Below are 23456 nucleotides of genomic sequence, written 5' to 3'. Positions count from 1 at the left end.
AACAGCCCCAGATGACTAGGTCTGAGAAGCTCATCTCTCGTAAATCCCGAAATAGTACTCATACGGATTCTTCTCATTGCGCTCACCTTGTTCAGATGAAACTAGGGTCCAATTGGACAAGTCCAGGTCCGACATAAACGTATCCGCTTCGAACTCATCCTCGATGTAAGTGATGTACATCCGATTCACATGGGAGGCAAATAGCTTGAAGATCTCTGCTCCGCCGATGACGAACAGCTCCTGATCACGGAATGCATCAATCGCTTCGTCTACTGAGTGAATAACTTCACAGCCCTCGGCCTGATACGCGGTATTCTGCGTGAGAATGACGTTGCGTCTTCCGGGAAGCGGCTTGCCGATGGACTCGTACGTTTTGCGTCCCATCAGGATGGGGTGACCCATCGTCACGTTTTTGAAAAATTTCAAATCGCCTGGCAGATGCCAAGGCAGCTTATTATTAACGCCAATGGCGCGGTTACGATCCATGGCAAAAATAAATGAAATACTCATACGGCGAATACTCCTTTCGTTACAATAACTTCCTTATATCGCAATCGGAGCCTTAATGCCCGGCAGCGGTGTGTAGTTAAGAAATTCAAAATCATCGAATTGGTAGTCGAAAATGGAAGCTGGCTTCCTTTTGATATGAAGCGTTGGCAGCTCTTGCGGCTCTCTCGTTAACTGTTTATTCACTTGTTCAACATGATTCTGATAAATGTGTACATCGCCGCCGTTCCAGATCAGATCCCCCACTTCGAGATCACACTGCTGAGCAATCATATGTGTTAACAGGGCATACGATGCCAGATTAAAAGGCAGACCCAAGAACGTGTCCACGGATCTCATTTGGAACATACACGATAACCGACCATTCGCTACATAAAATTGAAACGCATAGTGGCACGGCGGCAGCGCCATATGATCCACTTCTGCAGGGTTCCAAGCGCTGACCAAGTGTCTGCGAGAATCTGGATTCGTCTTGATTTGGTGAATCAGCTTCTCGATTTGATCGATAACTTGCCCATTTGGCGCAAGCCATGTACGCCACTGTGCACCGTATACGCGGCCAAGATTTCCATCTTCGTCAGCCCATTCGTCCCAGATCGTAACACCATTATCGCGCAAATATTGGACATTCGTGCTGCCGCTTATGAACCACAGCAACTCATGAACAATGGACTTGATGTGCAGCTTCTTCGTTGTTAAAAGAGGAAAACCTTCGCTCAGGTTAATTCGCATCTGACGCCCAAAAACAGAAATCGTTCCTGTTCCCGTGCGATCTCCTTTTTCTACACCTTGATCTAAGACATCCTTAAGCAGTTCTAAATAAGCTTTCATAATTTAACTATTCACCTCATAGATTAGCTTCTCATCATAATTTATTTATCTATTATAAACATTATCCTTGGCAATGAACATCATTATTGAACATCCCATTCGACAATTTTTCTCAAATTCCACCCGTATACAAGAAAACCAGATTTGTTCATAATTAAATATGGATTACCATCTATTTCCAAGGAGTGATATCGTGTCCAAAAGGATCTTATTTTTAACTGGTGATGCTGTTGAAGTATTGGAAGTGTACTATCCCTACTACCGTGTACTCGAAGAGGGATACGAGGCCGTTATCGCATCTCCAACGAAGAAAGTACTTCGTACCGTCGTTCACGATTTTGTTGAAGATTGGGAAACGTATACCGAGAAACCAGGACATCTTCTCCCCTCCCACGTTGCTTTCGCCGATGTTGATCCTAGTCAGTTCGATGGACTCATCATTCCTGGCGGCAGAGCTCCCGAATATATTCGTTCGAGTGAAGATGTTCCACGCATCCTTCGTCATTTCCTTGAAGCGGATAAGCCTATCGGTGCCATCTGCCATGGTGCGCAAGTTTTCGCCGCTCTGAAAGACCGCTCCCTCTTCGAGGGTCGCACATTGACGGCGTATAACGCATGTCGCTTAGATGTAGAAGCGCTTGGGGCGACTTATACAACAAATACGCTGCATGTCGATGGGAAGCTCGTCAGCGGTCATGCTTGGCCGGATTTACCAGGATTCATGCGGGAATTCTTGAAATTATTGGCCTAATCGAACTACATAGATGACATAAAGAAACGGGGCTGTCTCGTAAGTAGTTTACACTACTTGTGGAACAGTCCCGTTTTGTCAAAACTTCTCTTACTCCGCCACCATCCGATTGGTCAGTGCTCCCAGTTTCTCAATCTCAATCGTCACGATATCCCCATCTTTCAAATATACCTGCCTGTCTGGTGGATACCCTAAAACAACCCCCTCAGGTGTCCCTGTCAAAATAATATCTCCCGGCATTAACGTCATATGCTGTGAAATATAGCTGACGATTTCATCGCAATGGAAGATCATATCCGATGTATTCGAATGCTGCCTTACCTCTCCATTTACAACCGTTTTAATCTCAAGATCGTTCGGGTTGCCAATTTCATCAGCTGTCACAATATAGGGACCGATAGGCGCAAATTGATCACACGATTTCCCCAATAGCCATTGCTGCGTCCTTACCTGTAAATCGCGGGCAGACAAATCATTCGCATTACAGTACCCAAAGACGTGAGAAAGTGCTTGTTCCTTCGAAATATATTTCGCTGTTTTACCAATGACAATGGCTAATTCCGCTTCATAATCCACTTTCTCCGAAACCTTAGGTAACGAAATGTCCTCCCCATGACTCGCTAAGGCGTTATTGAACTTGTTGAACAGAATAGGAAATTGCGGGATTTGTGCATTCGTTTCCTCCGCATGTCTGCGATAATTAAGTCCCACGCATATGATTTTATTCGGATGCGTGACGCATGGTCCAAGGGTTAATGTAGATTCATCCAATAGATAAGCGGTTTGATCTGCATCCGAAACAAGGACCCATTCTATAAATGAAAGCAGATGGTTCAAAGCCTCAGCACCGCCATAAATAACCTCAAGGATGGTTGTCGGAATTGCTTTCTCTTCCGTAACTGCGGAGAGTGCCGCCACAACATCGACCACACCTTGCTCTATTTTGACACCTAATCGGTAGTCACCTTTATGAAGAAACGAAAGGAATTTCATGTGTCGTATCCTCCTATCTTTAGATTAATTAAACAAGTTCCTTCAACACGGACTCGATAATCGTAAGTGTGGTGTCGACGTCCTGATCGGTATGAGAATAACTAATATGATTGCGTTTAATATTCATCGGCATTTTGAAGATACCTTTTTCGATCAGCTTTTTGCGATAGTCAACATACAGCTCCGCATCATTTTGCTGCAAATCCGAGTAATTCTTCGGCTCGCTCTTCATGAAATACGTCGTCCATACAGAACCGAAGCCTGCCACATACGCCTCGATGCCAAGTCGTTCATGAATGCCCCGAATACCGGAACGCATCTTCTCTCCCAAACGGAAAATATGCTCATGTACCGGTTCGTTCTCCATCAGTTCAAGTGTGGCAATCGATGCGGCCGTGCCTACGGCATGCCCGTTATACGTGCCTGCAAACCACACGTCCCCACCTGGGTACGTATTAAAACGCTGCATATATTCACGCTTACCCGCTACAGCGGCGATTGGGTAGCCATTCGCCATCGCTTTACCCATCGTTGTCAAATCGGGGGTAACACCAGCAACCTTCTGATAACCACCAATATCATGGCGGAAACCTGTAATCACTTCATCAAAGATAAGGAGTGCACCATGTGCACTGCAAAGCTCACGAAGCCCTTCCAAGAAGCCAGGCTGCGGCATCACGCAACCGATATTATGGGGAATCGGCTCGACAATCAACGATGCGATTTGCCCTTTATTCTCACGGAAAGTCCTCTCCACATCATCCAGATCATTGAATGTACAGACCAAGGTATTATCGATCGCTTCATCTAACATGCCAGCAGAGCCCGGATCCCTTTTGCCAATCATATCCCAGGAACTAAGCATGTTACGGGCGACATAATCGTGCCAGCCGTGATAGCAGCCTTGAAATTTGATCAGCTTGTTGCGTCCTGTAATCGCACGAGTTAAGCGAATTGCATGATAGGTGGCCTCAGATCCTGAATTACAAAAAAGCACCTGCTCCGACGATGGGACGTGCGTACAAATTTTGCGAGCCAATTCCACTTCTAGATCCGTACAGCCAACGCCGTACAAATCCGTTCGCTCAATAGCTTCAATCACTTTACGATTGACGTAGGGATGGCTGTGCCCCAAAATAATCGGGCCGAATGCTCCTTGATAATCGATGTACTTTTTGCCATCTGCATCATAAATATAAGCGCCCTCACCTTTCGTAAACACCTTCATAGGATTCACGTTACGAATGGACGTATGTACCCCGCCTGGCGAGTATAGTTTCGATTGTTCATACAGTTCTGCATTGTTTGACATATCTCTTACCTCCTGAAAAATGATTTATTTGTGGGACGCGGTTAGGCCGAGTATCTCTGGCGTGTTGCGGTGAATGATGTCTTCGATGATCTGCTCTGGAATGTGCGGCATCTTCGTGCCTTCCACCAAGTGATTAATATTCCGAAATGAATCAATAGTTTGTTGTGTGCTGAAGAAAGGATAATCGGAACCGAATAAAATCTTATGTGTGACCCCATACTCCATGGCTGAAACGAGTGCGTTATAGAATTGCCATGGTCGTGAACCTAATGCTGATAAATCCATATACATATTGGCATTTTTGCGAACTACGGCAATACATTCATCCACCCAAGGGTGGCCCATATGAGCTATAACCATTTTCAAATTAGGAAATGCACGGGCTATTGGATCTAATGCTGCTGGCCTGGACGCATCGAGGTATCCTTCGGGTACAAAAGACGTGCCTTGATGCCACATAATTGGCAATCCCAATTCATCCGCTTTGGCATACAACTCAAAATGACGTTGTTCACCAGGATAAAAATTCTGGTAGATCGGACCTAGCTTAAGCCCGCTAAGGCCATATTCCTTGATAGCCTCTTCTAGCAGCCGAGCCGCAGCTGGCCTGTTTGGGTCGATGCTCGCAAAGCCGAATAATCGTCCACGATGCTTAGCTACATACTCAGCAACAACCTGATTAGGTACTTGGATGCCGGTAGCAGGAGCGTCGAAAGCAAGTACGATAGCCCCATCAAAAGAACGAATATTTTCTTCGTGCATCTCCGGAGTGGCAAGGATATCCATATGCTCACCCCAACTGCGTTTTACCGCAGCTAGGAAGGGTCCATCAGTTTGACCGGGAAGAAATAAATGCGTATGACAATCAAAAATCATCTTCTGCACCGCCTTTTAGCTAAAATATAGTTTTCCAACATGCGTTAATTGGCGTCTTAATAGCATTTTTATGGCATCGGAAAGAGACCGTACTCCATCCGGCAGTTGCCCCATAGAGTCGATCTGTTTCATAGCTTTATTTCAAAGGAGATCAATTAGTGTTTATTGGCCTCATCCATACGGGAATCCTTACGTGACTGCAGGGAAGGGTGTGACTCGTCTTCCTCCATGAAGCCTTTGGTTCCTTTCTTAAACTCCCTCAAAGTCTTGCCAAACGCACGACCTAATTCAGGCAGTTTCTTGGGACCGAACAATACCAGTGCAGTTATAATTAGTAACATAATAGTTGAAGCACTAAAATGCGGCACATAACTCACTCCTTCTGGTTTGACAACTTTTGACCTACAAAGATCGTAATTGGAAGCTGTTCTCACACAGAACTAACGGTAAGACGCTCTTCGATATGAGAACACAATACCTCTTCTGTTTCCAAGCCCGCCCAATACATTTTGAGTTCTTGGTTGATTTCTGATAACTCTCTTGAACTTATAGCTAAATCCGTGAAATATCGGAACCCAGGTATCGTCTCGCGAAATAGTGAGAATCTGGACGGCAGATAACGTTTCTCTTCCCCTACCCACTCTGCGGCAGATTTTCTGGCGGGAAGACTGTATGTGTGCTGGCGAACGAAAAGTTGGGCCTTATAGCTAGTTAAATATTCCACTAATTTGACCGCCGCATCCTTCACTTGTGACTTCCGATTAACAGCAAGTCCCGTGTTAAGCAGCATCGTCATCGGTGTACCAAAATGCGGTACAGGTGCAATGTCAAAGGACAGCCTCTCACCGAGTAAATAATTCAAGTAGAAGTAGCTGGTCATGATGATCGACGCTTTGCCTTTGGCCAGGAGCAGCTCTGATTCACCAGTTGTAATCCCTTCTGATAACGAAGGAATACTGTGCTTCATCTCGCCACAATAGCGAAGTGCATCCATCATAGCTGTACCAGCAAGCTTAAGTCTGCCATCTTCATGGCGCTCGAACTTCCCGCCTGTTTGCAACAGAAGCAGCGGCCAACGATTGGGTGAATACAAATCACAGTGAAAACCGAGGCGTTCATTCGGAATCGCCAGCTTTGACGAATACGTGATCAAATCCTTCCACTGCCAGCTGCTATCTGGCTCCGGCAAGTTCGCCTCATGGAAATGTTCGCGGTTATAGCACAGAATTAGCGGTGAATAGATAAAAGGTTGCACGAGCTGACGACCATCGGCCACAAAGGCATCTGATAGAAATGAATACAGCTCTGGATTCCGTTCCGTCGGCTCCAGCATCCCTTCTTCACCTGTTTCCACACATTCCTGAAAATCCTTAAAGTTCATCATGACCACGTCGAGAAGACCGCTGGACAAGTACTCGCTGATATAACTGTAATTATTGCTAGAAGTAGGCACCGCTTGTACGCGGATATGTGGGTTTTCCTTTTGAAAGCTGGATAGCAGTCTATGAATATCCGCTTCATCCGTAACGGAACTATGGAAGCCAAGCTTCACTGTGACGAAAGCGCCTTCAGGTGCACCGACAACTTTGGTTCCAACACGAGGAATTTTCTCAATAAGTCCCTCTGCAACAAGTACGTCCAGCCCTTTTCGTACCGATTGATTGCTTAAATTGTATTCCGCGGCGAACGTTTTCTCAGAAGGCAAATATTCCCCTACCGGCCGCTTTCCTGTCAAAATATCTTCTCTCAATGCGTTGACGAGTTCGCTTAGGCGCGTGCGAGAGGAGCTGCGAGTTGTCCGTTTTTCCATCTATAAACCTCATTTCCATCCGATACACTGACAAGATCAGGAGACATGGGCACTTCCTGTATCCGCATTGTTATTAGTATTATAGCAACGACCCACCGTCACATGTCAATGTACATAAGGTTTCACACCATAACGTTACCGGATATGCGATGAAACCCTTCAATCTACTAATTCTGCCTGTTAAACTTATGCCTACTATCAAAAAATCGATAAATTGCCTACGCTATGTTTCACCGTATCACTTTCTGCTGGAAGTGAAGTCCGATTGACGCCTTCTTCCACGCAAGAAGTCATGAAGAAGTAGGCACCGCTGCCGAAAGCGTCAGCTGATACTTCATACTTCCCTCCCGTAAATTGGGAGCCGATCGCTTTCAATTTATTCATTCCACCTTGAATGGAGAAATGTGCTGTACTAGCATCCAGGGCTATACTTGTACAGTTTCCGAAATTCCAAGTAACAACATTCGTTGCATCTACACTTTTCAAAAACGCCTTCTCACCATTCACTCCGCTGAATATCGCACTGCCGTCAATGGTGATCCATTGGTCAGGCTTATTCTTCGGATTGTTGACGTCCCCCACTTTATCCCAAGCTCCTGTGAGCAAGAAGCAACAGTCAACGAGACCACCACCTTGCATGATGATTTCACGCGTACCAATCTTCAAAGTACCGCCTACCTGAGGGAGTCCTTTGAACCACGTATTAATGAGGGTCAGCTTATTGATGCTTCCTAGTGTGACATCTTCAATATTGTAAAATTCACTGTTGAGAATGGTGAGTTCACCATTGCTCGGCGTGTACCCTACTTGGGTCGTTCCACTGCGGATCGGACGAGCGATTTCGTAGCCCTTCAGCATGCCGAAGGAGCAGCTATCGATGATGTTTTTCCTTTTGGCACGCGAGGAGCCTTTGGAGATCGTCACCATCTCTTGTGCCGTACAGCCTCTCATTTGCAAGCCGTCCATATTCACCCAGAATGAGCCTGAATTAGCCATTTTAACACCAGGTTTGGTGTACGTAACGACAGCATGGCAATCCTCAAGTGTCAAATCAGTTAACCGCTTGCTCGCGACAATTCGCGATGCGATATGCTTCTTGACGGTCACCCGCTTCGCACTATCCCCCCAGGTCGTACCGCTGTTCGCAAAGGACAACAGACCAGAGTTGTTGATGTACGTCAGATCGTGTTCATATTGACCATGCGTGACGAACGGACCGTACTCATCGCCATCCCCATGACAATTCTCAACCATACAATAAGCTGCGCAGGTAAAATCATTCAAATGACGTGCATTGCTCGTATTGCAATCTCGGATATGCCCGTACAACACGTTGATCTGCTGCGTTAAATAGCCTGTGCCGCCCCAATCGCGTTCTTCGGGGTTCATCAATTGGCAGCGTTCGGTTACATAATGCGTATTGTATCTCCGCATGACGACCGGCCAGAACACTTTGCTAGCCTTGATGCCCGATGCATCGCATTCAACAGCGAATTCATAGGCGACCGGATTCGAACCGATCTGATCCCATGTCGGAAAGGGCCTGAGACTAGTGCCGTTAGGCGGCACAGGGATGCCGACAAAACTCATATTGCGCACATGGCACCGGAAGGCTGGATTCACTTTTTTGTATGTAATCGGACGCCCCTTAGCAAGCAGCCAACCGAGCTTATAGTTGAACCTGACGTGGGTGGCATCGAAAATTTCGGTCACTTTGATCAGGTAATCGAGCTCACGTTGAGCACCGCCAGCCGCGTTGTTCTTAATCTGCGCGTGCCACCAGCTATCCACTTCAAACATCGATGAATCAGCCACTTCAAATATATCTGAATATTCAGATATATCTTCCGTTAACGTAACCGTTTGCGTCACACCAGTTACGACACCTTGGAAAAACATGACCGCTCCGAAAGGGTTATCCAACGTGTTCAGTTCGATTCCCTCTGTTGTAACGGTGTGGCCATGGAAATCAATTTCGATATCGCTGCGGTGATACACATGGCGTTTTATGAAATTAAGGTCTGAGTGCGCTTCGACACGATGAATTGAAAGATCATTGATCAACGCATCCAGCGCATTATCCGCATTTATATTCTTGTCGAAAATACCAAACCACCGGAAATCGCCTACACCCTGATGTACGACTTCAAAACAACCTTCTCCTTTGGGCGGTTTGCCTCCCTTAGCTGCTTCATTTTGCTCGCGTCCATTACCGCCATTCGTCAGCCTGTGAACGGTCCCGCCATTGTCAGCTTTGGTACTGTCCGCTACAAACCGAACCAGCTTGCCGCCTCCGTCACCGCTCTTGTTGTAACCGCCAACGAGCACATGCTGGCCGTCTTTCATCTGACCCATTGGGAGTGACTTTAGTGCAGCCACGTTGTTAACTTGCAGTACGCGATCGCCATCTTTACTATCTTTATTGTCTTTGTCATTCGACGACCCATTATCCGCAGAGGCGAGTCGAGGGCCTAAGACACTGCCAGCCAACATGACGCCGCCCAGCCCTATCGTGGCCAAAACTTTACGTCTGCTGATGGCCTCATTCGACTTACCTTTTGTTTGATTCTCCTCGTTGCTTACGTTCGTCGCATTCGATTTTCCCTTCTTGTCATCTAGGAAGAACATCGTTGAACAACTCCTCTTCGTAAGGGGGATAGGTAAGACAACTACGTAAATCGCTATTTGCGAAGCTCAGGCGGCAGTAAGAAGTCGAAATCGCAGCCCTCATCTGCTTGCAGCACGCGTTCTAGGAACAGAAGGCCATACCCACGATCATAGGCAGGTGGAGGAGCCTCCCACTTCGCTTTGCGTTCTCGAAGCGTTTCTTCATCTACATGTAGCTCCAGCTTGCGCATGTCGATGTCGAGCTCGATTTCATCGCCGTTCTGCACGAGCCCTAGAGGTCCACCGATAGCTGCCTCAGGAGCAACATGCACAATCAAGGTGCCGTACGAAGTACCGCTGATGCGGGCATCCGAAATGCGCACCATGTCGCGCACCCCTTGCATGAGCAGCTTCTTCGGAATCGGGATTTGCCCGATTTCCGGCATCGCTGGCGCGCCTTTCGGTCCCGCATTTTTCAACACGAGGACACTGTTCTCATCGACATCCAAATCGGGATCGTCAATTCGAGCATTCAGATCGGCCGGCGATTCGAAGACGACGGCGCGTCCACGGTGCTTTTTGAGATGCGCTGAAACGGCCGTTTGCTTGATCAGCGCCCCGTTCGGAGAGAGATTTCCGCGCAGCACGGCAATCCCGCCTTGCGGAGCAATAGGCTGCTCGAGCGGATAGATCAGCTCGCGATCAGTGACCCGCACGCCTCGCAGGTTCTCGGTCACCGTTTGGCCCGTAACGGTCAAACAGTTGCCGTTCAGCAGCGGTTCAATTTCCTTCATCAGGGATGGCACGCCTCCTGCTTCGAAGAACTCTTCCATCTGATATTTACCAGATGGGCGAACGTTCAAGATAAATGGCGTCGTCGCGCTAATTTCGTCGAACCTTTCAAGCGGTAACCGGTAGCCAAGTCGTCCAGCAATAGCTACCAAATGGATGATTGCATTGGTTGATCCTGCACATGCCATCGTCACTCGAATCGCGTTATCCAGTGATTCCTTGGTAATAATGTCACGCGGTCGGATGTTGCGTCGGACAAGCTCCACGATCTGTTTCCCCGTCTGCTCGGACATATGGCGCCGCCTGGAATCTGGGGCAGGAATTGCCGCACAGCCCGGAAGTGCCATACCAAGCGCTTCGGCAATCGCCGCCATCGTGCTGGCTGTCCCCATCACCATGCAGTGACCATCGCTGCGGCAAATGGCATTCTCAGCAACGGTGAGTTGCTCATCTGAGATATTGCCCGCTTTGTGCTCAAGCGTAAACTGATAGCAGTCGGTACAGGCGCCAAGTGTCTGGCCGTTTAATTTGCCGTTCAGCATCGGTCCGCCGGTAAGGACAATCGCTGGAATATTAGCACTCACCGCAGCCATCAGCTGCGCAGGCACCGTTTTGTCGCATCCGCCCAGAAGCACAACGCCATCGATCGGATGCGCTTTGACCATTTCTTCCGTGTCCATCGCCATGAGATTCCGAAGCAGCATCGTCGTCGGCTTTACATAGGGTTCACCTATGGAAATAGTCGGAAATTCCATGGGTAAGCCTCCAGCTTGCCATACACCACGCTTCACATAGTCCGTCAATTCCCTAAAGTGAGAGTGGCATTTATTCAATTCGCTGAACGTGTTGCAAATGCCGATGACCGGCTTTTTCAAATCATCATCTGTGTAGCCCATAGACTTCGTAAATGAACGGTGGATAAAACCCCAAAGCCCGGTATCGTTAAAATATTTGTCACCACGAAGTTTGTCTTCGCCATTTACCCCAAGAATGCTGTCTTCATCCGCCATGTTAGTAAGTCCTCCCTGCACATAATCTCGATGTTTGTTTACAAATCACAAGCATTGGCGAGATGACCTCCGTCCACAACAAGTGTCGTGCCCGTTATGTAAGATGCTTCGTCTGATGCCAAGAATAGAAACGCGTTCGCTACTTCCTCAATGGTACCGAGTCTGCGCATCGGGGTTCTTTCCGTCAATGAAAGTGTGACTTCCGATTTCTCCTTCAGTTCGCGATCGAGCGGTGTATCAATGAAGCCTGGCGCAACGCTATTAACACGGATGTTATTCGGAGCCAAATCAACAGCCATCGACTGCGTTAGCAAAACAACGCCACCCTTTGATGCATTGTAATGAGCCAATACAGCACTTCCAGCTAGACCATTTTTCGAGGCCATATTGACGATCGAACCGTGAATCCCACTAGCAATCATCCCCTTGGCCACCCATTGGCTCAATTGGAACGTCGCATTCAGATTAATGTTGATCACCTGCTGCCAACGAGAGAGCGGGATGTCGATGAACGACTCACGTGTTGCAATGCCAGCGTTATTGACCAGAATGTCGATGCCATCCCAGTAAGCCCACGCTTGTTCAGCAGCCTTTTCCACTTGCTCTGGCACACTTAAATCACAGACGACGGTTGCAACTTGAGGTGTTTGCCCCCTATCCATGGCTTGTTTTCGGATTGTGTCAGCAGATGATTCAAGCTGATCCGCCCTGTAATCAAGCAATACGACACTCGCCCCTTCTTGCACGAATTTATGTGCAATCCCTTGACCGATGCCTCTGGCACTTCCTGTAATCAATGCCCGTTTTCCTTGCAATCGCACGCGGGAAGCCCTCCATTCCCTAGGTAGTTCACATACCTGCAAAGTCAGACTGGCGAACACTCCTATGCATTCACCAGTCCGAGTTGCTGATTAGAAGAACAGCTCGATTAATTATCCGATTTGAACTTAATTGTCTTGCCTTTCGCTGCAGAAGTAAGCTCAGCATAGTTATCGAAAATCGCTTTGCCGCCGAATTTGGTCATCACTTCTTGGCGATATTGCGGCCAGTTCGCAGCGTCCTTCTCTTTATACAAGATTTGAACATGCAGTTCATTCATCCGTTTGCGCATAGCTCCGATATCCATGCCTTCCTTGACAGTAAGAGCAGTACCCACCGATGGAAGAATCTTGTAAGAGTTGATTTTTTCAACGATTTTCTTATCTCGCTCGGTTACTTTAGGATCAATGATATTCAATCCGAACACTTCCGGTTTACGTGGTGTAAACCAACCATACACTTCAATAAAGTTGTTATTGTCGATAACGTCTTTTTTATAGGCGTCTTGATTGACTTCGATGTCTTTCCCATTGCGTTTGTAATCCACGTTTTCTTTTCCGTAACGTGTCAACAAGAAGCCTTCTTCTCCAGCGAGCCAATCCAGAATCTCAATAGAGCGCTGTACTTTGGCATCTGAGCTTTTGGAGCTGAGCAAGAACGGATTTTGTGGAATCGTTTCTACCCAAGTACCGGTTTTTTCCCACGGATGGAACGGCTCCCAGTCTGCTGTTGTTTGACCTGCTGCCTTCGCTTTCATTTGCAATCCAGCCGGATTGTTATCGAAGGCAAGGTCTCTGCCTTGACCGATCACGATACCTGCTTTACCTTGTGCAGCTTTATCAAAATGCTGGCCGTATTTGTTCAGGAACCAGTCCGGATCGACAACTTTCATGTCCAGTAGTGCCTTGATATCTGTAAGCACATTTTGCATGCGGATATCGGTACGAACATCAATGAACTGATCATTTTCTACATATGTGTCGCCAGCAAAGCCATTTTTCAGGAATTCTGGGAAGTCCATCGATATGCTTGCACCGCCGCCTGCCGCTGTAAAACCATACGTATCGTTCTTGCCATTACCATCTGGATCATTAAACGTAAAAGCTTTCATGACACTCACAAGCTCGTCGTAGTTCGTCGGCATTTTCAAATTAAGCTTGTCGAGCCAGTCTTTCCGAATGTAGAAGGTACGGTAGTAGCTTGTTTCGTACGGAACAGGGGCACGCTTGAATGCACCTTGTACCTGATACGACTTCAACGTTGCTTCCGACACCCAATTCTTGAAGTAGTTTGGCATTTTGGCCGGTGTGACAATCCCCGTCAAATCTCTGGCAACACCATCTCGGATGTAGTTATTAGAAGGTACACCGTCTGCGTAGAAAACATCGGGAATGTCGCCGGATGCGATCATTGTATTCAATTTATTGGTATAGTCTTGGCCAAACGGCAAGTAGGTCATTTTCAGTGAGACATTGAATTTCTCTTCAATCGCTTTCTTCACGAAGTCTTTATCGGCCGAAGGAAGTTGGGCGCTTGCATCTGCGATAACCATCCAACTCAGGTCTAGTTTTTCCTTCTTGGCATCTGGGCTCGACGACGTTGTCGCCGCCGTGTTAGTTGGGGAACTAGAAGCCTCCTCTTTCGAACTCGTGCATGCGACAAGGACCAGCGAAGATGCTAATAATAGCGTAGTTACTTTTGATAACGTTTTCAAATGAAAGACCCCCCTGTTCGTTTTAGAAGAATGAGAACGCGTATGAAACTACTTTCAAGCCATTTACTTCCGTCAAATCAATGGACACGAATCGTTTGCGAGATAACCACTGTAGATCTACTTCCCGTTGTCACCTCCTCGTACTTAATACGTAACTGGCTTACAGCCAATTGTGGTAAAGCTGCTGTTCGACTTATCCTTTGACAGCGCCTAACAGCATGCCTTTGACGAAATATTTTTGTAGAAACGGATACACAATAAGAACTGGTATGATCGCCACCACAACGGTTGCCATCTTGATGGTTTCCGGCGGCATTGTATTTAATGAAGATTGAGAAATCGCAAGCTCCTGACTAATAGCTGGTGACACAATCATATTCCGCAGCACAACCTGGATCGGATATAGACTGCGATCATTCAAATACATGACCCCGCCGAAGTACGCATTCCAGTGATTCACACCGTAGAACAATCCCAACGTCGCCATAATCGGCATCGAGAGCGGCAGCACAATCCGCATAAGTGTACCAATGTCGCTGCAGCCATCCACTTTCGCCGCTTCTTCAATTTCATAAGGCAGGCCTTCGAAGAAGGTCTTCATGATCAGAATATTAAAGGACGAGACCAGACCTGGAATGATAAGTGCCCATAGGGAATCCATCAAGCCCGTGGCTTTCACGGTCAGATACATGGGGATGATTCCCCCTGAGAACAACATGGTAAACACGATGCCCATCAGGACGATGTTGCGCCCCGGTAAAAATTTCTTCGATAACGGGTAGGCCAGCATCGTCGTAATCGCTAGATTGCACGCTGTACCAACGACCGTAACGAATATCGATACTTGCAGCGCTTTCGGCACGGTGTTGCTGGAGAAAATCGTTTTGAATGCTTCGAAGGTGATCGCATGTGGTACGATGACAAATCCACCGTTCTTGAGCACTTCCGTATAGGGTGTGATTGACATAATGAAGACAAAGTAGATGGGAAACAGCGTTGCTAGACAGAAAAGTCCGAGTACGGTGTAAAGAACGGCATCTACAATGCGGTCTGATTTGGTTTTCTTAAGCATGAATGGCATAACGATGCCTCCTTTACCAGATGCCGGACCCGCCGACTTTTTTGGCCAGTTTATTCGCACCAATCACAAGTACCAGACCGATAACTGATTTGAATACACCCATTGCCGCTGGAACACTGAATTCCATTTGTTCAATACCTCTACGGAAGATCCAGGTGTCAAGAATATCCCCCACATCGTAAACTCGTGCGTTCAGGAATATATATACCTGTTCGAAACCAGCGTCCATAATATGTCCGATTCGCAAGATTAACAGTAAGATGAACACTTCGCGAATACCTGGGAGCGTAATATGCCACAATTGCCGCCAACGACCTGCGCCATCAACAACGGCTGCTTCATATAATTCATGGTTGATCGAGGCCAGTGCTGCCAAATAGATGATAGCTCCGAAACCAGTGCTCTTCCAAATATCTGAGGTAACTAACAACGAACGGAAGTAGTCTGAGTTGGTCAATACATCAAGCTCTCCCCAACCCATATCTCGAAAGAACGTCGTCACTAGCCCTGCACCAGGTGCAAAGAAAGAAAATACAAGACCGTACACGATAATCCATGATAAGAAATGAGGCCCATAGGTGATCGTTTGTACAATTCTTTTAAACCAAGGAGCACGAATTTCATTTAAAATAAGTGCCAACATGACATCCGGAAGCATGTTAAACAAAATACGATACACACTGATTAGAAGCGTATTTCGGACTAGACTAGGAAACTCTGGCGAGGCGAATATCGTTCGAAAATTATCGAAGCCAACCCATTCACTCCCCCATAATCCCTTCATGAGGTTATACTTCTTAAACGCAATCACAAGTCCGAACATCGGTACATAGTGATAAATAATGTAATACGCAATCCCCGGAACCATAAGTAAGTACAACCATTTGTATCGGAGAAACGTTTTCCAAATATGCGTGGTCATTCGTCTTCTTCCTATGTGTTCACCGGAAATCGACTTCACACTTGCTCGCATACCCCATCACCTCCTTTATTAATTGTTAAAGGAATCTGCTACTCCGGCGGGATTGGGTTGTTCATATCGCACGACAATACCCATCGATTTCTGTGGCTTTTCAAAGCAGCTCTGATACATGGTGGGTAACTCTTCGAGTGCGCACTCATTGGTAATCAACGATTGAATATCAATCTTTTTCTGTGCGATCAAACGTAGAAACTCCCCCATATTCCTGCCTTCCGTCCAACGAACATAGCCTATCGGGTAATCGACCCCATGCTGCTCGTAGGTTTCCTCATAGCGACCAGGACCGCCCGCACGTGAAATGTGAATACTCGCCTCTTTCATAAAAAGCAGATCCCGATCAAATTCCGTTCCTGTATCCCCGACGATCACTACGCGACCGCGGTCTCTCAGCCAACCCAGCGCATCATCTATCATACTAAACTTCCTATTGCTCGCACAAAGCATGACAGCATCTGCACCTTTACAAGAAGGATCAGATTCCACTGCCCTCTGAAGTTCTTCCTTGGTGCGGCAGGCTATCGCTCCAATAGCCTCAAGCGTTCGGCAGCGCTCCTCTATTAACTCTAAACCAATTACTTTATAGGACGCTGCATGTGCAATACGGGCGATCACTTGCCCAAGTATGCCAAGCCCCGCGATGATAATCGTTTCCCCGAAGCTCAGTTGAGCTTGACGCAAGGCATGTATCGCAATGGCACCAATACCGACAAATGCTGCTTCCTCCTGAGTCACGCCTTCTGGCACAGGTACGACCAAATGCTTGGGTACAAGCAGGAGTTCCCTGTGGGCTGGTACCCCATAACAAGCCACTCGTTGTCCGGGGATGACGTGTGTAACACCTTCCCCGATCTCCATAACAATGCCACTGGCACTGTAGCCTAAGTTGGCATCCCCATTATTGGTTATCATCATTAGCTCGGTGCCTACGCTAACGACAGAATATTCCGTTTTCACTTTGACAAATTGAGGAATCATTTCCGGGTTCGGAAGCTCCAACACTTGTGCTGACCCATTGATGCCCTTTACTGCTTTCATAACCCCTACCTCTTTTCTGGTTTATTTCTAATTTGTAAAGTACACCACAATCATAAAAACAATTCGTTGTGGTTTGTTTCTGATGTTTTTATTATAAGTACCTGACATGTGTGTTGTCAATAACTTTTTAATTTGGAATCGCTTACAATGTTATATAACATAACACGAACTAACCAATCATCCCTAATTACATGACATGCATGTAACATAAAAGGAGCCTATCTAATAAAAGACAGGCTCCAACGGTTATTCAACTATGATCATATTCCCCTCTTTATGCTTCACTCTATCCGATTCAACCGGAAGAGCGGACCGATCGACTCCTTCTTCTACACATGCCATCATGAGTAAATAGGAATCATGGCCAAACGCTCCCTCCGCAATCTCATACTTGCCACCCGAGAAACGAGAACCTATCGCCCTCATTTTATTAGGACCGCTATGTATGCTGAAATGCGACGTCTCGGCATCCATTACTGAGCTTTTGCACTCGCCGAATACCCACGTCACGATTCCTGACATTTCTTCTCGCTTCAAAAAGGCCTTTGCTGCATTCGTCCCACTGAACACGGTGCCGCCATCCACCGTAATGGACTGGTCACTTGCACCTGTCTCATCCAGATGAAATGCACCCATCAATATCATGCCGCTATTCTCACAACCCCCGCCTTGCACAACCACCTCAGGACACCAAACTTGAATGGGTTTTGCTTCTGGAGAAGCTCCTCTAAACCATGTATTCATCAAAATTAGTTTGTTGATACTACCCAGTGAATTATCATCAACGTTGTGAAATTGGCAATTCTGCATCGTGAAATCCGTCATAACTGGCCGAAATCCTACATGGGGATTATCGGGCATACGAGCGATTTCAGCCCCCTTCGTCATGCCAAATGAACAACCATCCGCAAGATTACTTCGCTGTGAACGAGATGAGCTCTGTGAAAGTGTAAGCATCGTGTCCGCTTTGCAGCCTCGCATTTGCAGCCCATCTGCGTTGGCCCAAATCGTGCCGGAATCGACCAATCCCTCTTTCCAGACCGCATGAACATCCTCCAGTGTCAAATCTGTAATTCGCTTGTGTGCAACTACACGCGAAGCCACATGCTTTTTCACGGAGATCCGTTTCGCACTATCCCCCCACGTTGTACCACTATTGGCAAATGACAATAAACCTGAATTCCCGATAAACGTAAGATCATGCTCGTATTGACCGTGTGTGACAAAAGAGCCATGTTCATCGCCATCACCATGACAATTCTCCACCATACAGTAGGCTCCACATGTGAAATCGTTTAAGTGACGGGCGTTGCTTGTATGGCAATCTCGGACGTGACCGTACAACACGTTGAGTTGCTGAGTCAGGTAGCCGGTTCCTCCCCAGATCACTTCCTCTGGGTTCATTAGCTTGCAACGCTCCGTCACGAAATGAGTGCAGTAACGCCGCTCAATGACCGGCCAGAAAACCTTGGTAGCTGTGACGTCACTCACATTGCAATCAACGGCGAATTCATAGGCAATGGGATGTGATCCTATCTGATCCCAATCTTCAGATGGCTTTGCACTCGTGGATCCATTGTCAGGCACAGAAACGCCGATAAAATTCATATTCATGATGTGACTGCGTATGACAGGATGCATTTTCTTGAACGTGATTTCTCTACCCGCAGCAAGCGTCCACCCGAGCTTATAATTCACACGAATATGGCTTTCGTCTATGATTTCTGTGACCTGCACCATATAATCCAGCTCGCGCTGCGCATAGCCTTCCGGGTGGTTCTGAATCCTCGCCACCCACCAGTCTCCCACCTCAAAAGACGCCGCATCTAGCACCTCTAGCACGTCGGATTGCTCTGGAAGATTAGCAGAGAGTGTAAGAGTCTGTGTTTCACCTGTTGCTTTCCCCTGAAAAAAAATAACAGCTCCGAATGGATTGCTTTTCGCATTTAGCTCAATCCCAACCGTCGTGACACGATGCCCTCCAAAATCAAGTTCGATGTTGCTGCGGTCATACGTATGTCTTCTGACAAAGTTAAGATCAGAATGCGACTCAATCCGGTGAATCGATACATCGTTCACCATCGCATCCAAGGCGTCATCTGCATGCTTTGTCGCGTCTAGAATGCCGAACCACCGATAATCACCTACCCCGTTATGCACAGTCTTCCATCGGCCGCTTCCACCATGTCTAGGATCATGAATCGTGCCGCCGTTGTCGGCCTCGGTGCTGCCAATCATCCAACGAACAAGCTTAGAGCCACCGTCTCCCTTTTGATAATACCCATCCACATAGACAAGTTGCCCATCCTTAATCGTATGAACTTGATACGCTAATAACTCTTCCAGATTTGATAGTTGGATCATCATATGGCCTCCGTTTACTTCACTTTGCTCTCAAAGTGAATTTGTAAAACTCCATTCTGATTCTCATCTAGTTCACTTCAATAATCAATTCTCTTAAATTTAATCTTTTCTGGTTTGTTTCAGATTTGTTTTCAAGTTCATAATTCAATAATTCCACTCCGTTGTCAATCTTTTTCTACAAGCATCGACCACTCAAGTTAGCTCTCGCTTACGTTCATTTTGTGCAGATATTGTTTAGGTGTACAGCCGTTGAATCGTTTGAACAACTCATAGAAATGCGCCATATTTCCTATGCCAACCGACTCTGCGATTTCGTTCACACTGCGTTTTTCAGTAACGAGCAGCCGCTCCGCTTTGGAAATACGTTTCTGGTTGACATAGTCGATAAATGAAGTGCCCATCTTCTTCTTGAAGTATTTAGAAAAGTACGAGTAACTCATGCCAGCGATTCGACTGACCTCTCCCATATCGATCTTCTCCGTCAAATGCTCGTCCACATAAACAACAAGTGACCGTATGATATCCGCATCCCCATCCACATTGCCATGTGTCGTTAACAGATCCCGATTGTCATGGCGAAGCAACATTAAGAGCAGATGCTTGATGTGCATGCTAACCGCGATTTCATACCCCTTCTTAGTTCCCATAACTTCATCATGGGTATCCGTAATAATCTTGGCAATTTCTTTCTTTACTTGATCATTTTCTTGGAAAATGTAATTGAGCGCTTCTAACGGATGAAAAATCTCCAGAAAATCTCGATAATACCGCATCATTGCCGGATCAAAATAAGGCTGTAGGTCAATATGAAGAACGATATAGACAAGGTCTTTATCGCTTATTTTGCGACCTCTATGCAGTTGGGAGGAGCCGATCAGCATGACATCCCCGGCTTTGAGCGAGTAGACATGATTCGGTGTCTGAATTTCGTGACTTCCTTCCTCAACTAAAATGAATTCAATTTCTTTATGATAATGCCAGGTATTCCCGTACTCCTTTTCTGCCCCTGATTGGGTGAATCGCCACACTTTCATGCATAATGAGGGGTTCTGATAAGGGATAGGCTCTTTATAAATATGCATGGCTCTCAAACACCACTCTTTCATTGATGACAAATTTGGATATAAACTGAATAAATGTCCGCATATACGCTACCTCACAATACCTATATCATATTACTTAGTTACATATTTTCATACGATAATATGAGGAGTGAATTTGGCATGAAAATAGCGATCGTTGGTTGCGGGGGGATGGGGAATGTGCACGCCCTCAGCTATGTCAATATGCCTGATGTGGAGTTGACAGGTGTATGCGATCTGGATATCGAGCTAGCACAAGCACTTTCCGTTACGACTGGGGCACCTGCTTACACATCTTTTGAAGCCATGCTGAACGAGGCAGATTTCGATGTCGTCAGTGTGACACTGCCAAGCTACTTACATAAGGAATATACGTTAAAAGCGGCACAAGCCGGCAAACATGTGATTTGCGAGAAACCACTTGCCCTTAATCTAGAAGATGCAACAGCTATGATCCAAGGTTGCGAGCAATACGGCGTCCGCTTGTTTGTCGGACACGTCGTTCGATTCTTCCCTGAATATGTACAAATGAAGCAAGCCATCGATGAGGGCAAGTTAGGACGCGTCGGCGTCATTCATGCCAAACGAATCGGTTCACACCCTGGTGATGTCAGACCATGGTTCAAAGATTTCACTAAAAGTGGAGGCGTCATTGCCGATCTCATGATCCACGATATTGATTTTCTGCGTTGGGCCGTCGGCGAAGTGAAATCCGTCTATGCCTTGAATCAACGTGTCAACGACTTGGATTATGCGCTAGTCACTCTTCTTTTTGAAAATGGAGCTGTCGCCAACGTGGAAGCCTTCTGGGGTTACCAAGGGCCGTTCCAAACCGCCGTGGAAATCGCAGGCAGCAAAGGCATCATCCGCAGCGACAGCCAAAAAAGCAGTTCTCTCCACATCTGCAAAGCCCCTTCCGATTCAGAAGGCAGACGTTTCGCGGAAGTTCCGCAAAGTCCGGGATACGCTAGTCCCTATAATTTGGAGATTGCCCATTTCATTCAGTGCATTCGAGATGGAAGTGAGCCCATCGTTACTGCGAACGATGCCTATAAAGCACTAGAAATTACAATGGCTGCGCTGGAATCGGTTCGCACGGGGAAATCTGTCCAAGTGAAGACGAGCTGGGCGTTCGGGGAGGAAACAGTATGAAGAAATTAAAAGTAGGTATGATCAGTTTCGCGCACGGCCATGCATACTCTTATTTGGAATCGCTACGAGCAATCCCGCAGGTGGAGGTCACGGGTTTTGCAGACGAGAGTCACAGCCGCGTGGAAAAAGTAACCGCTGCATACGGCCTGCCTCATTATGAGCGTTATCAGGATTTACTCGCCACGGATCTGGATGCTGTTGTCATTTGTTCCGAAAATGTACATCACGCAGAGATCACGATAGCAGCGGCGAAAGCAGGCAAGCACGTGCTTTGTGAAAAACCGCTTGGCGTTTCAGTCTCGGAAATGGAGGCCATGATTGCCGCCTGTAAAGAAAACGGTGTTCAATTGATGACGGCATTCCCTTGCCGCTATTTGGCTTCGGTCGTTAAAGCCAAGGAGGCAATTGAGCAGGGTGAAATCGGTGATATCGTAGCCATCAAGGGAACCAATCGCGGCTCACTTCCTTCTGGCTGGTTCCTTCAATCCGAGCTATCCGGCGGCGGTGCCTTATTAGATCATACTGTACACGTCATGGACTTGATGAATTGGATGACACAATCCGAAGTGAAAGAAGTCTATGCTTATGCGGCTACTTTATTCAATGAAAATTTAGAGATCGATGATGCGGGTATGATCCATGTCAAATTCGCGAATGGCGTAATCGGCGTCTTAGACACAAGCTGGTCGCGGAATGCCTCTTTCCCAACATGGGGAGATGTGACGATGACGATTGTCGGTACGAAAGGAACGCTATCCATCGATGCTTTTGCTCAAAAGAATGAGCTATATAGCTTAGATAACGGGAAAGGCCAATGGAATTTCTGGGGTGACTCCATGGATGCTTACTTAGTGAAATCATTTGTTCAAGCGTTGCTGAATGGCGAACAGGTGCCGATCACAGGGGAAGATGGATTACGTTCAACCGTTGTCGCCTTGGCAGGTTACAAATCCGTGGCACTAGGCCAACCCGTGATGCTATAAGCGTAAGCTAGACGATATGCGCAAGTCAGTAATAATTGCCACTCGGTTCAAAGATGCTTTTTCCTGCAAAATATGATACATTTCATGAAATAGGAAGTCACCTCTATGAGCGGACCTACGGACCTATCTGCTTATAGAAGAGGTTCGCAAACTCCCTCTCTAAAAAACTATGAAATGAGGATTACCAATGGCAGGAAGAAGCAATGAAGACTTGAAAGACATTACCCTTTTAGGTAATCAAGGCACGAAATACATTTTCAATTATGACCCAACACTCTTGGAAGCATTTGATAATAAACACCCAGATCGGGCTTATTTCGTCAAATTTAACTTCCCGGAATTCACAAGCTTATGTCCAGTAACAGGACAACCGGATTTCGCTACCCTCTACATCTCGTATATTCCTACGATCAAAATGGTGGAAAGCAAGTCCCTGAAACTTTACTTATTCAGCTTCCGCAATCACGGTGATTTCCACGAGGATTGTGTCAATATTATTATGAACGATCTCATCGAATTGATGAATCCGCGTTATATCGAGGTATGGGGCAAGTTCACGCCTCGCGGCGGCATCTCCATTGATCCTTATTGTAACTGGGGTCAACCAGGTACGAAGTACGAAACCATGGCTGAGCATCGCTTGATGAATCATGATCTGTATCCAGAGAAAATCGATAACCGCTAAGATACCAGCGAAATAAGAAAAGCTTGATCAATCCCCAATGGGATTTGACCAAGCTTTTTTGTTTATTTTG

Annotated in this window: 20 protein-coding genes and 1 riboswitch; of the genes, 4 read left to right on the top strand and 16 right to left on the bottom strand. The window is 46.7% G+C overall.

Annotated elements, in window-relative coordinates; translation table 11 throughout:
- Nucleotides 1–30: 30 nt before the first annotated feature.
- Nucleotides 31–510, bottom strand: a complete 480-nt coding sequence (locus tag GC096_RS21845) for a dihydrofolate reductase (RefSeq protein ID WP_171633155.1) — start codon at nt 508–510, stop codon at nt 31–33.
- A gap of 33 nt (nt 511–543) precedes the next feature.
- Nucleotides 544–1338: a thymidylate synthase gene (gene thyA, locus GC096_RS21840; RefSeq protein ID WP_171633154.1), complete on the bottom strand. Its 795-nt coding sequence runs from the start codon at nt 1336–1338 to the stop codon at nt 544–546.
- 193 nt (nt 1339–1531) lie between these two features.
- Between thyA and GC096_RS21835 the strand changes: the two genes are divergently transcribed.
- Nucleotides 1532–2089, top strand: coding sequence for a DJ-1/PfpI family protein (locus GC096_RS21835; protein WP_171633152.1), 558 nt, complete (start codon nt 1532–1534; stop codon nt 2087–2089).
- A gap of 90 nt (nt 2090–2179) precedes the next feature.
- On the opposite strand, the gene GC096_RS21830 is transcribed toward GC096_RS21835, so the two are convergent.
- The 14 genes from GC096_RS21830 to GC096_RS21765 form a co-directional block, all read right to left on the bottom strand.
- Nucleotides 2180–3082, bottom strand: coding sequence for a fumarylacetoacetate hydrolase family protein (locus GC096_RS21830; protein ID WP_171633150.1), 903 nt, complete (start codon nt 3080–3082; stop codon nt 2180–2182).
- Between the two features lie 28 nt (nt 3083–3110).
- On the bottom strand, nt 3111–4394 hold the full coding sequence (locus tag GC096_RS21825; RefSeq protein WP_171633148.1) for an aspartate aminotransferase family protein: 1284 nt from the start codon (nt 4392–4394) through the stop codon (nt 3111–3113).
- Between the two features lie 24 nt (nt 4395–4418).
- On the bottom strand, nt 4419–5270 hold the full coding sequence (locus GC096_RS21820; protein ID WP_171633147.1) for an amidohydrolase family protein: 852 nt from the start codon (nt 5268–5270) through the stop codon (nt 4419–4421).
- A gap of 155 nt (nt 5271–5425) precedes the next feature.
- The gene (locus GC096_RS21815; RefSeq protein ID WP_312886318.1) at nt 5426–5638 is read right to left on the bottom strand and encodes a twin-arginine translocase TatA/TatE family subunit; all 213 of its coding nucleotides are present in this window, start codon (nt 5636–5638) and stop codon (nt 5426–5428) included.
- Between the two features lie 62 nt (nt 5639–5700).
- Complete coding sequence (locus tag GC096_RS21810) at nt 5701–7080, bottom strand: extracellular solute-binding protein (protein WP_171633145.1); 1380 nt, start codon at nt 7078–7080, stop codon at nt 5701–5703.
- Between the two features lie 198 nt (nt 7081–7278).
- Entirely contained in the window at nt 7279–9708 is a 2430-nt protein-coding gene (locus GC096_RS21805; protein WP_171633144.1) for a putative phage tail protein, read from the bottom strand.
- 53 nt (nt 9709–9761) lie between these two features.
- Entirely contained in the window at nt 9762–11489 is a 1728-nt protein-coding gene (locus GC096_RS21800) for an IlvD/Edd family dehydratase (RefSeq protein WP_171633142.1), read from the bottom strand.
- Between the two features lie 38 nt (nt 11490–11527).
- Complete coding sequence (locus GC096_RS21795) at nt 11528–12310, bottom strand: SDR family NAD(P)-dependent oxidoreductase (protein ID WP_171633141.1); 783 nt, start codon at nt 12308–12310, stop codon at nt 11528–11530.
- A 107-nt stretch (nt 12311–12417) separates the two neighbouring features.
- Nucleotides 12418–14022, bottom strand: a complete 1605-nt coding sequence (locus GC096_RS21790; protein WP_171633139.1) for a type 2 periplasmic-binding domain-containing protein — start codon at nt 14020–14022, stop codon at nt 12418–12420.
- Between the two features lie 193 nt (nt 14023–14215).
- On the bottom strand, nt 14216–15103 hold the full coding sequence (locus GC096_RS21785) for a carbohydrate ABC transporter permease (protein ID WP_056609303.1): 888 nt from the start codon (nt 15101–15103) through the stop codon (nt 14216–14218).
- A 13-nt stretch (nt 15104–15116) separates the two neighbouring features.
- A complete protein-coding gene (locus GC096_RS21780) occupies nt 15117–16076 on the bottom strand; it encodes an ABC transporter permease (protein ID WP_312886317.1) in 960 nt (319 codons plus the stop codon).
- Nucleotides 16077–16094: 18 nt separating this feature from the next.
- On the bottom strand, nt 16095–17120 hold the full coding sequence (locus tag GC096_RS21775; RefSeq protein WP_171633137.1) for a zinc-dependent alcohol dehydrogenase: 1026 nt from the start codon (nt 17118–17120) through the stop codon (nt 16095–16097).
- Between the two features lie 246 nt (nt 17121–17366).
- The gene (locus GC096_RS21770; protein ID WP_216626215.1) at nt 17367–19487 is read right to left on the bottom strand and encodes a putative phage tail protein; all 2121 of its coding nucleotides are present in this window, start codon (nt 19485–19487) and stop codon (nt 17367–17369) included.
- Between the two features lie 194 nt (nt 19488–19681).
- Entirely contained in the window at nt 19682–20566 is an 885-nt protein-coding gene (locus GC096_RS21765) for a helix-turn-helix domain-containing protein (RefSeq protein WP_171633136.1), read from the bottom strand.
- Between the two features lie 141 nt (nt 20567–20707).
- On the opposite strand from GC096_RS21765, the gene GC096_RS21760 reads away from it, so the two are divergent.
- The 3 genes from GC096_RS21760 to queF all read left to right on the top strand — a co-directional run bounded on the left by GC096_RS21760 (nt 20708) and on the right by queF (nt 23386).
- Nucleotides 20708–21718: a Gfo/Idh/MocA family protein gene (locus GC096_RS21760; protein WP_171633134.1), complete on the top strand. Its 1011-nt coding sequence runs from the start codon at nt 20708–20710 to the stop codon at nt 21716–21718.
- A complete protein-coding gene (locus GC096_RS21755) occupies nt 21715–22701 on the top strand; it encodes a Gfo/Idh/MocA family protein (protein ID WP_171633133.1) in 987 nt (328 codons plus the stop codon). Before GC096_RS21760 ends, GC096_RS21755 begins: the two co-directional genes overlap by 4 nt.
- A 133-nt stretch (nt 22702–22834) precedes the next feature.
- Nucleotides 22835–22878, top strand: a riboswitch (PreQ1 riboswitch).
- A gap of 10 nt (nt 22879–22888) precedes the next feature.
- Nucleotides 22889–23386 (top strand): preQ(1) synthase, encoded by a 498-nt coding sequence (queF, locus tag GC096_RS21750; RefSeq protein WP_171633131.1) that lies wholly within the window; start codon nt 22889–22891, stop codon nt 23384–23386.
- Nucleotides 23387–23456: the final 70 nt, after the last annotated feature.

The organism is Paenibacillus plantarum (assembly GCF_013141695.1).
GTDB lineage: Bacteria > Bacillota > Bacilli > Paenibacillales > NBRC-103111 > Paenibacillus_E > Paenibacillus_E plantarum.
This window is presented reverse-complemented; position numbering and strand designations above follow the sequence as displayed.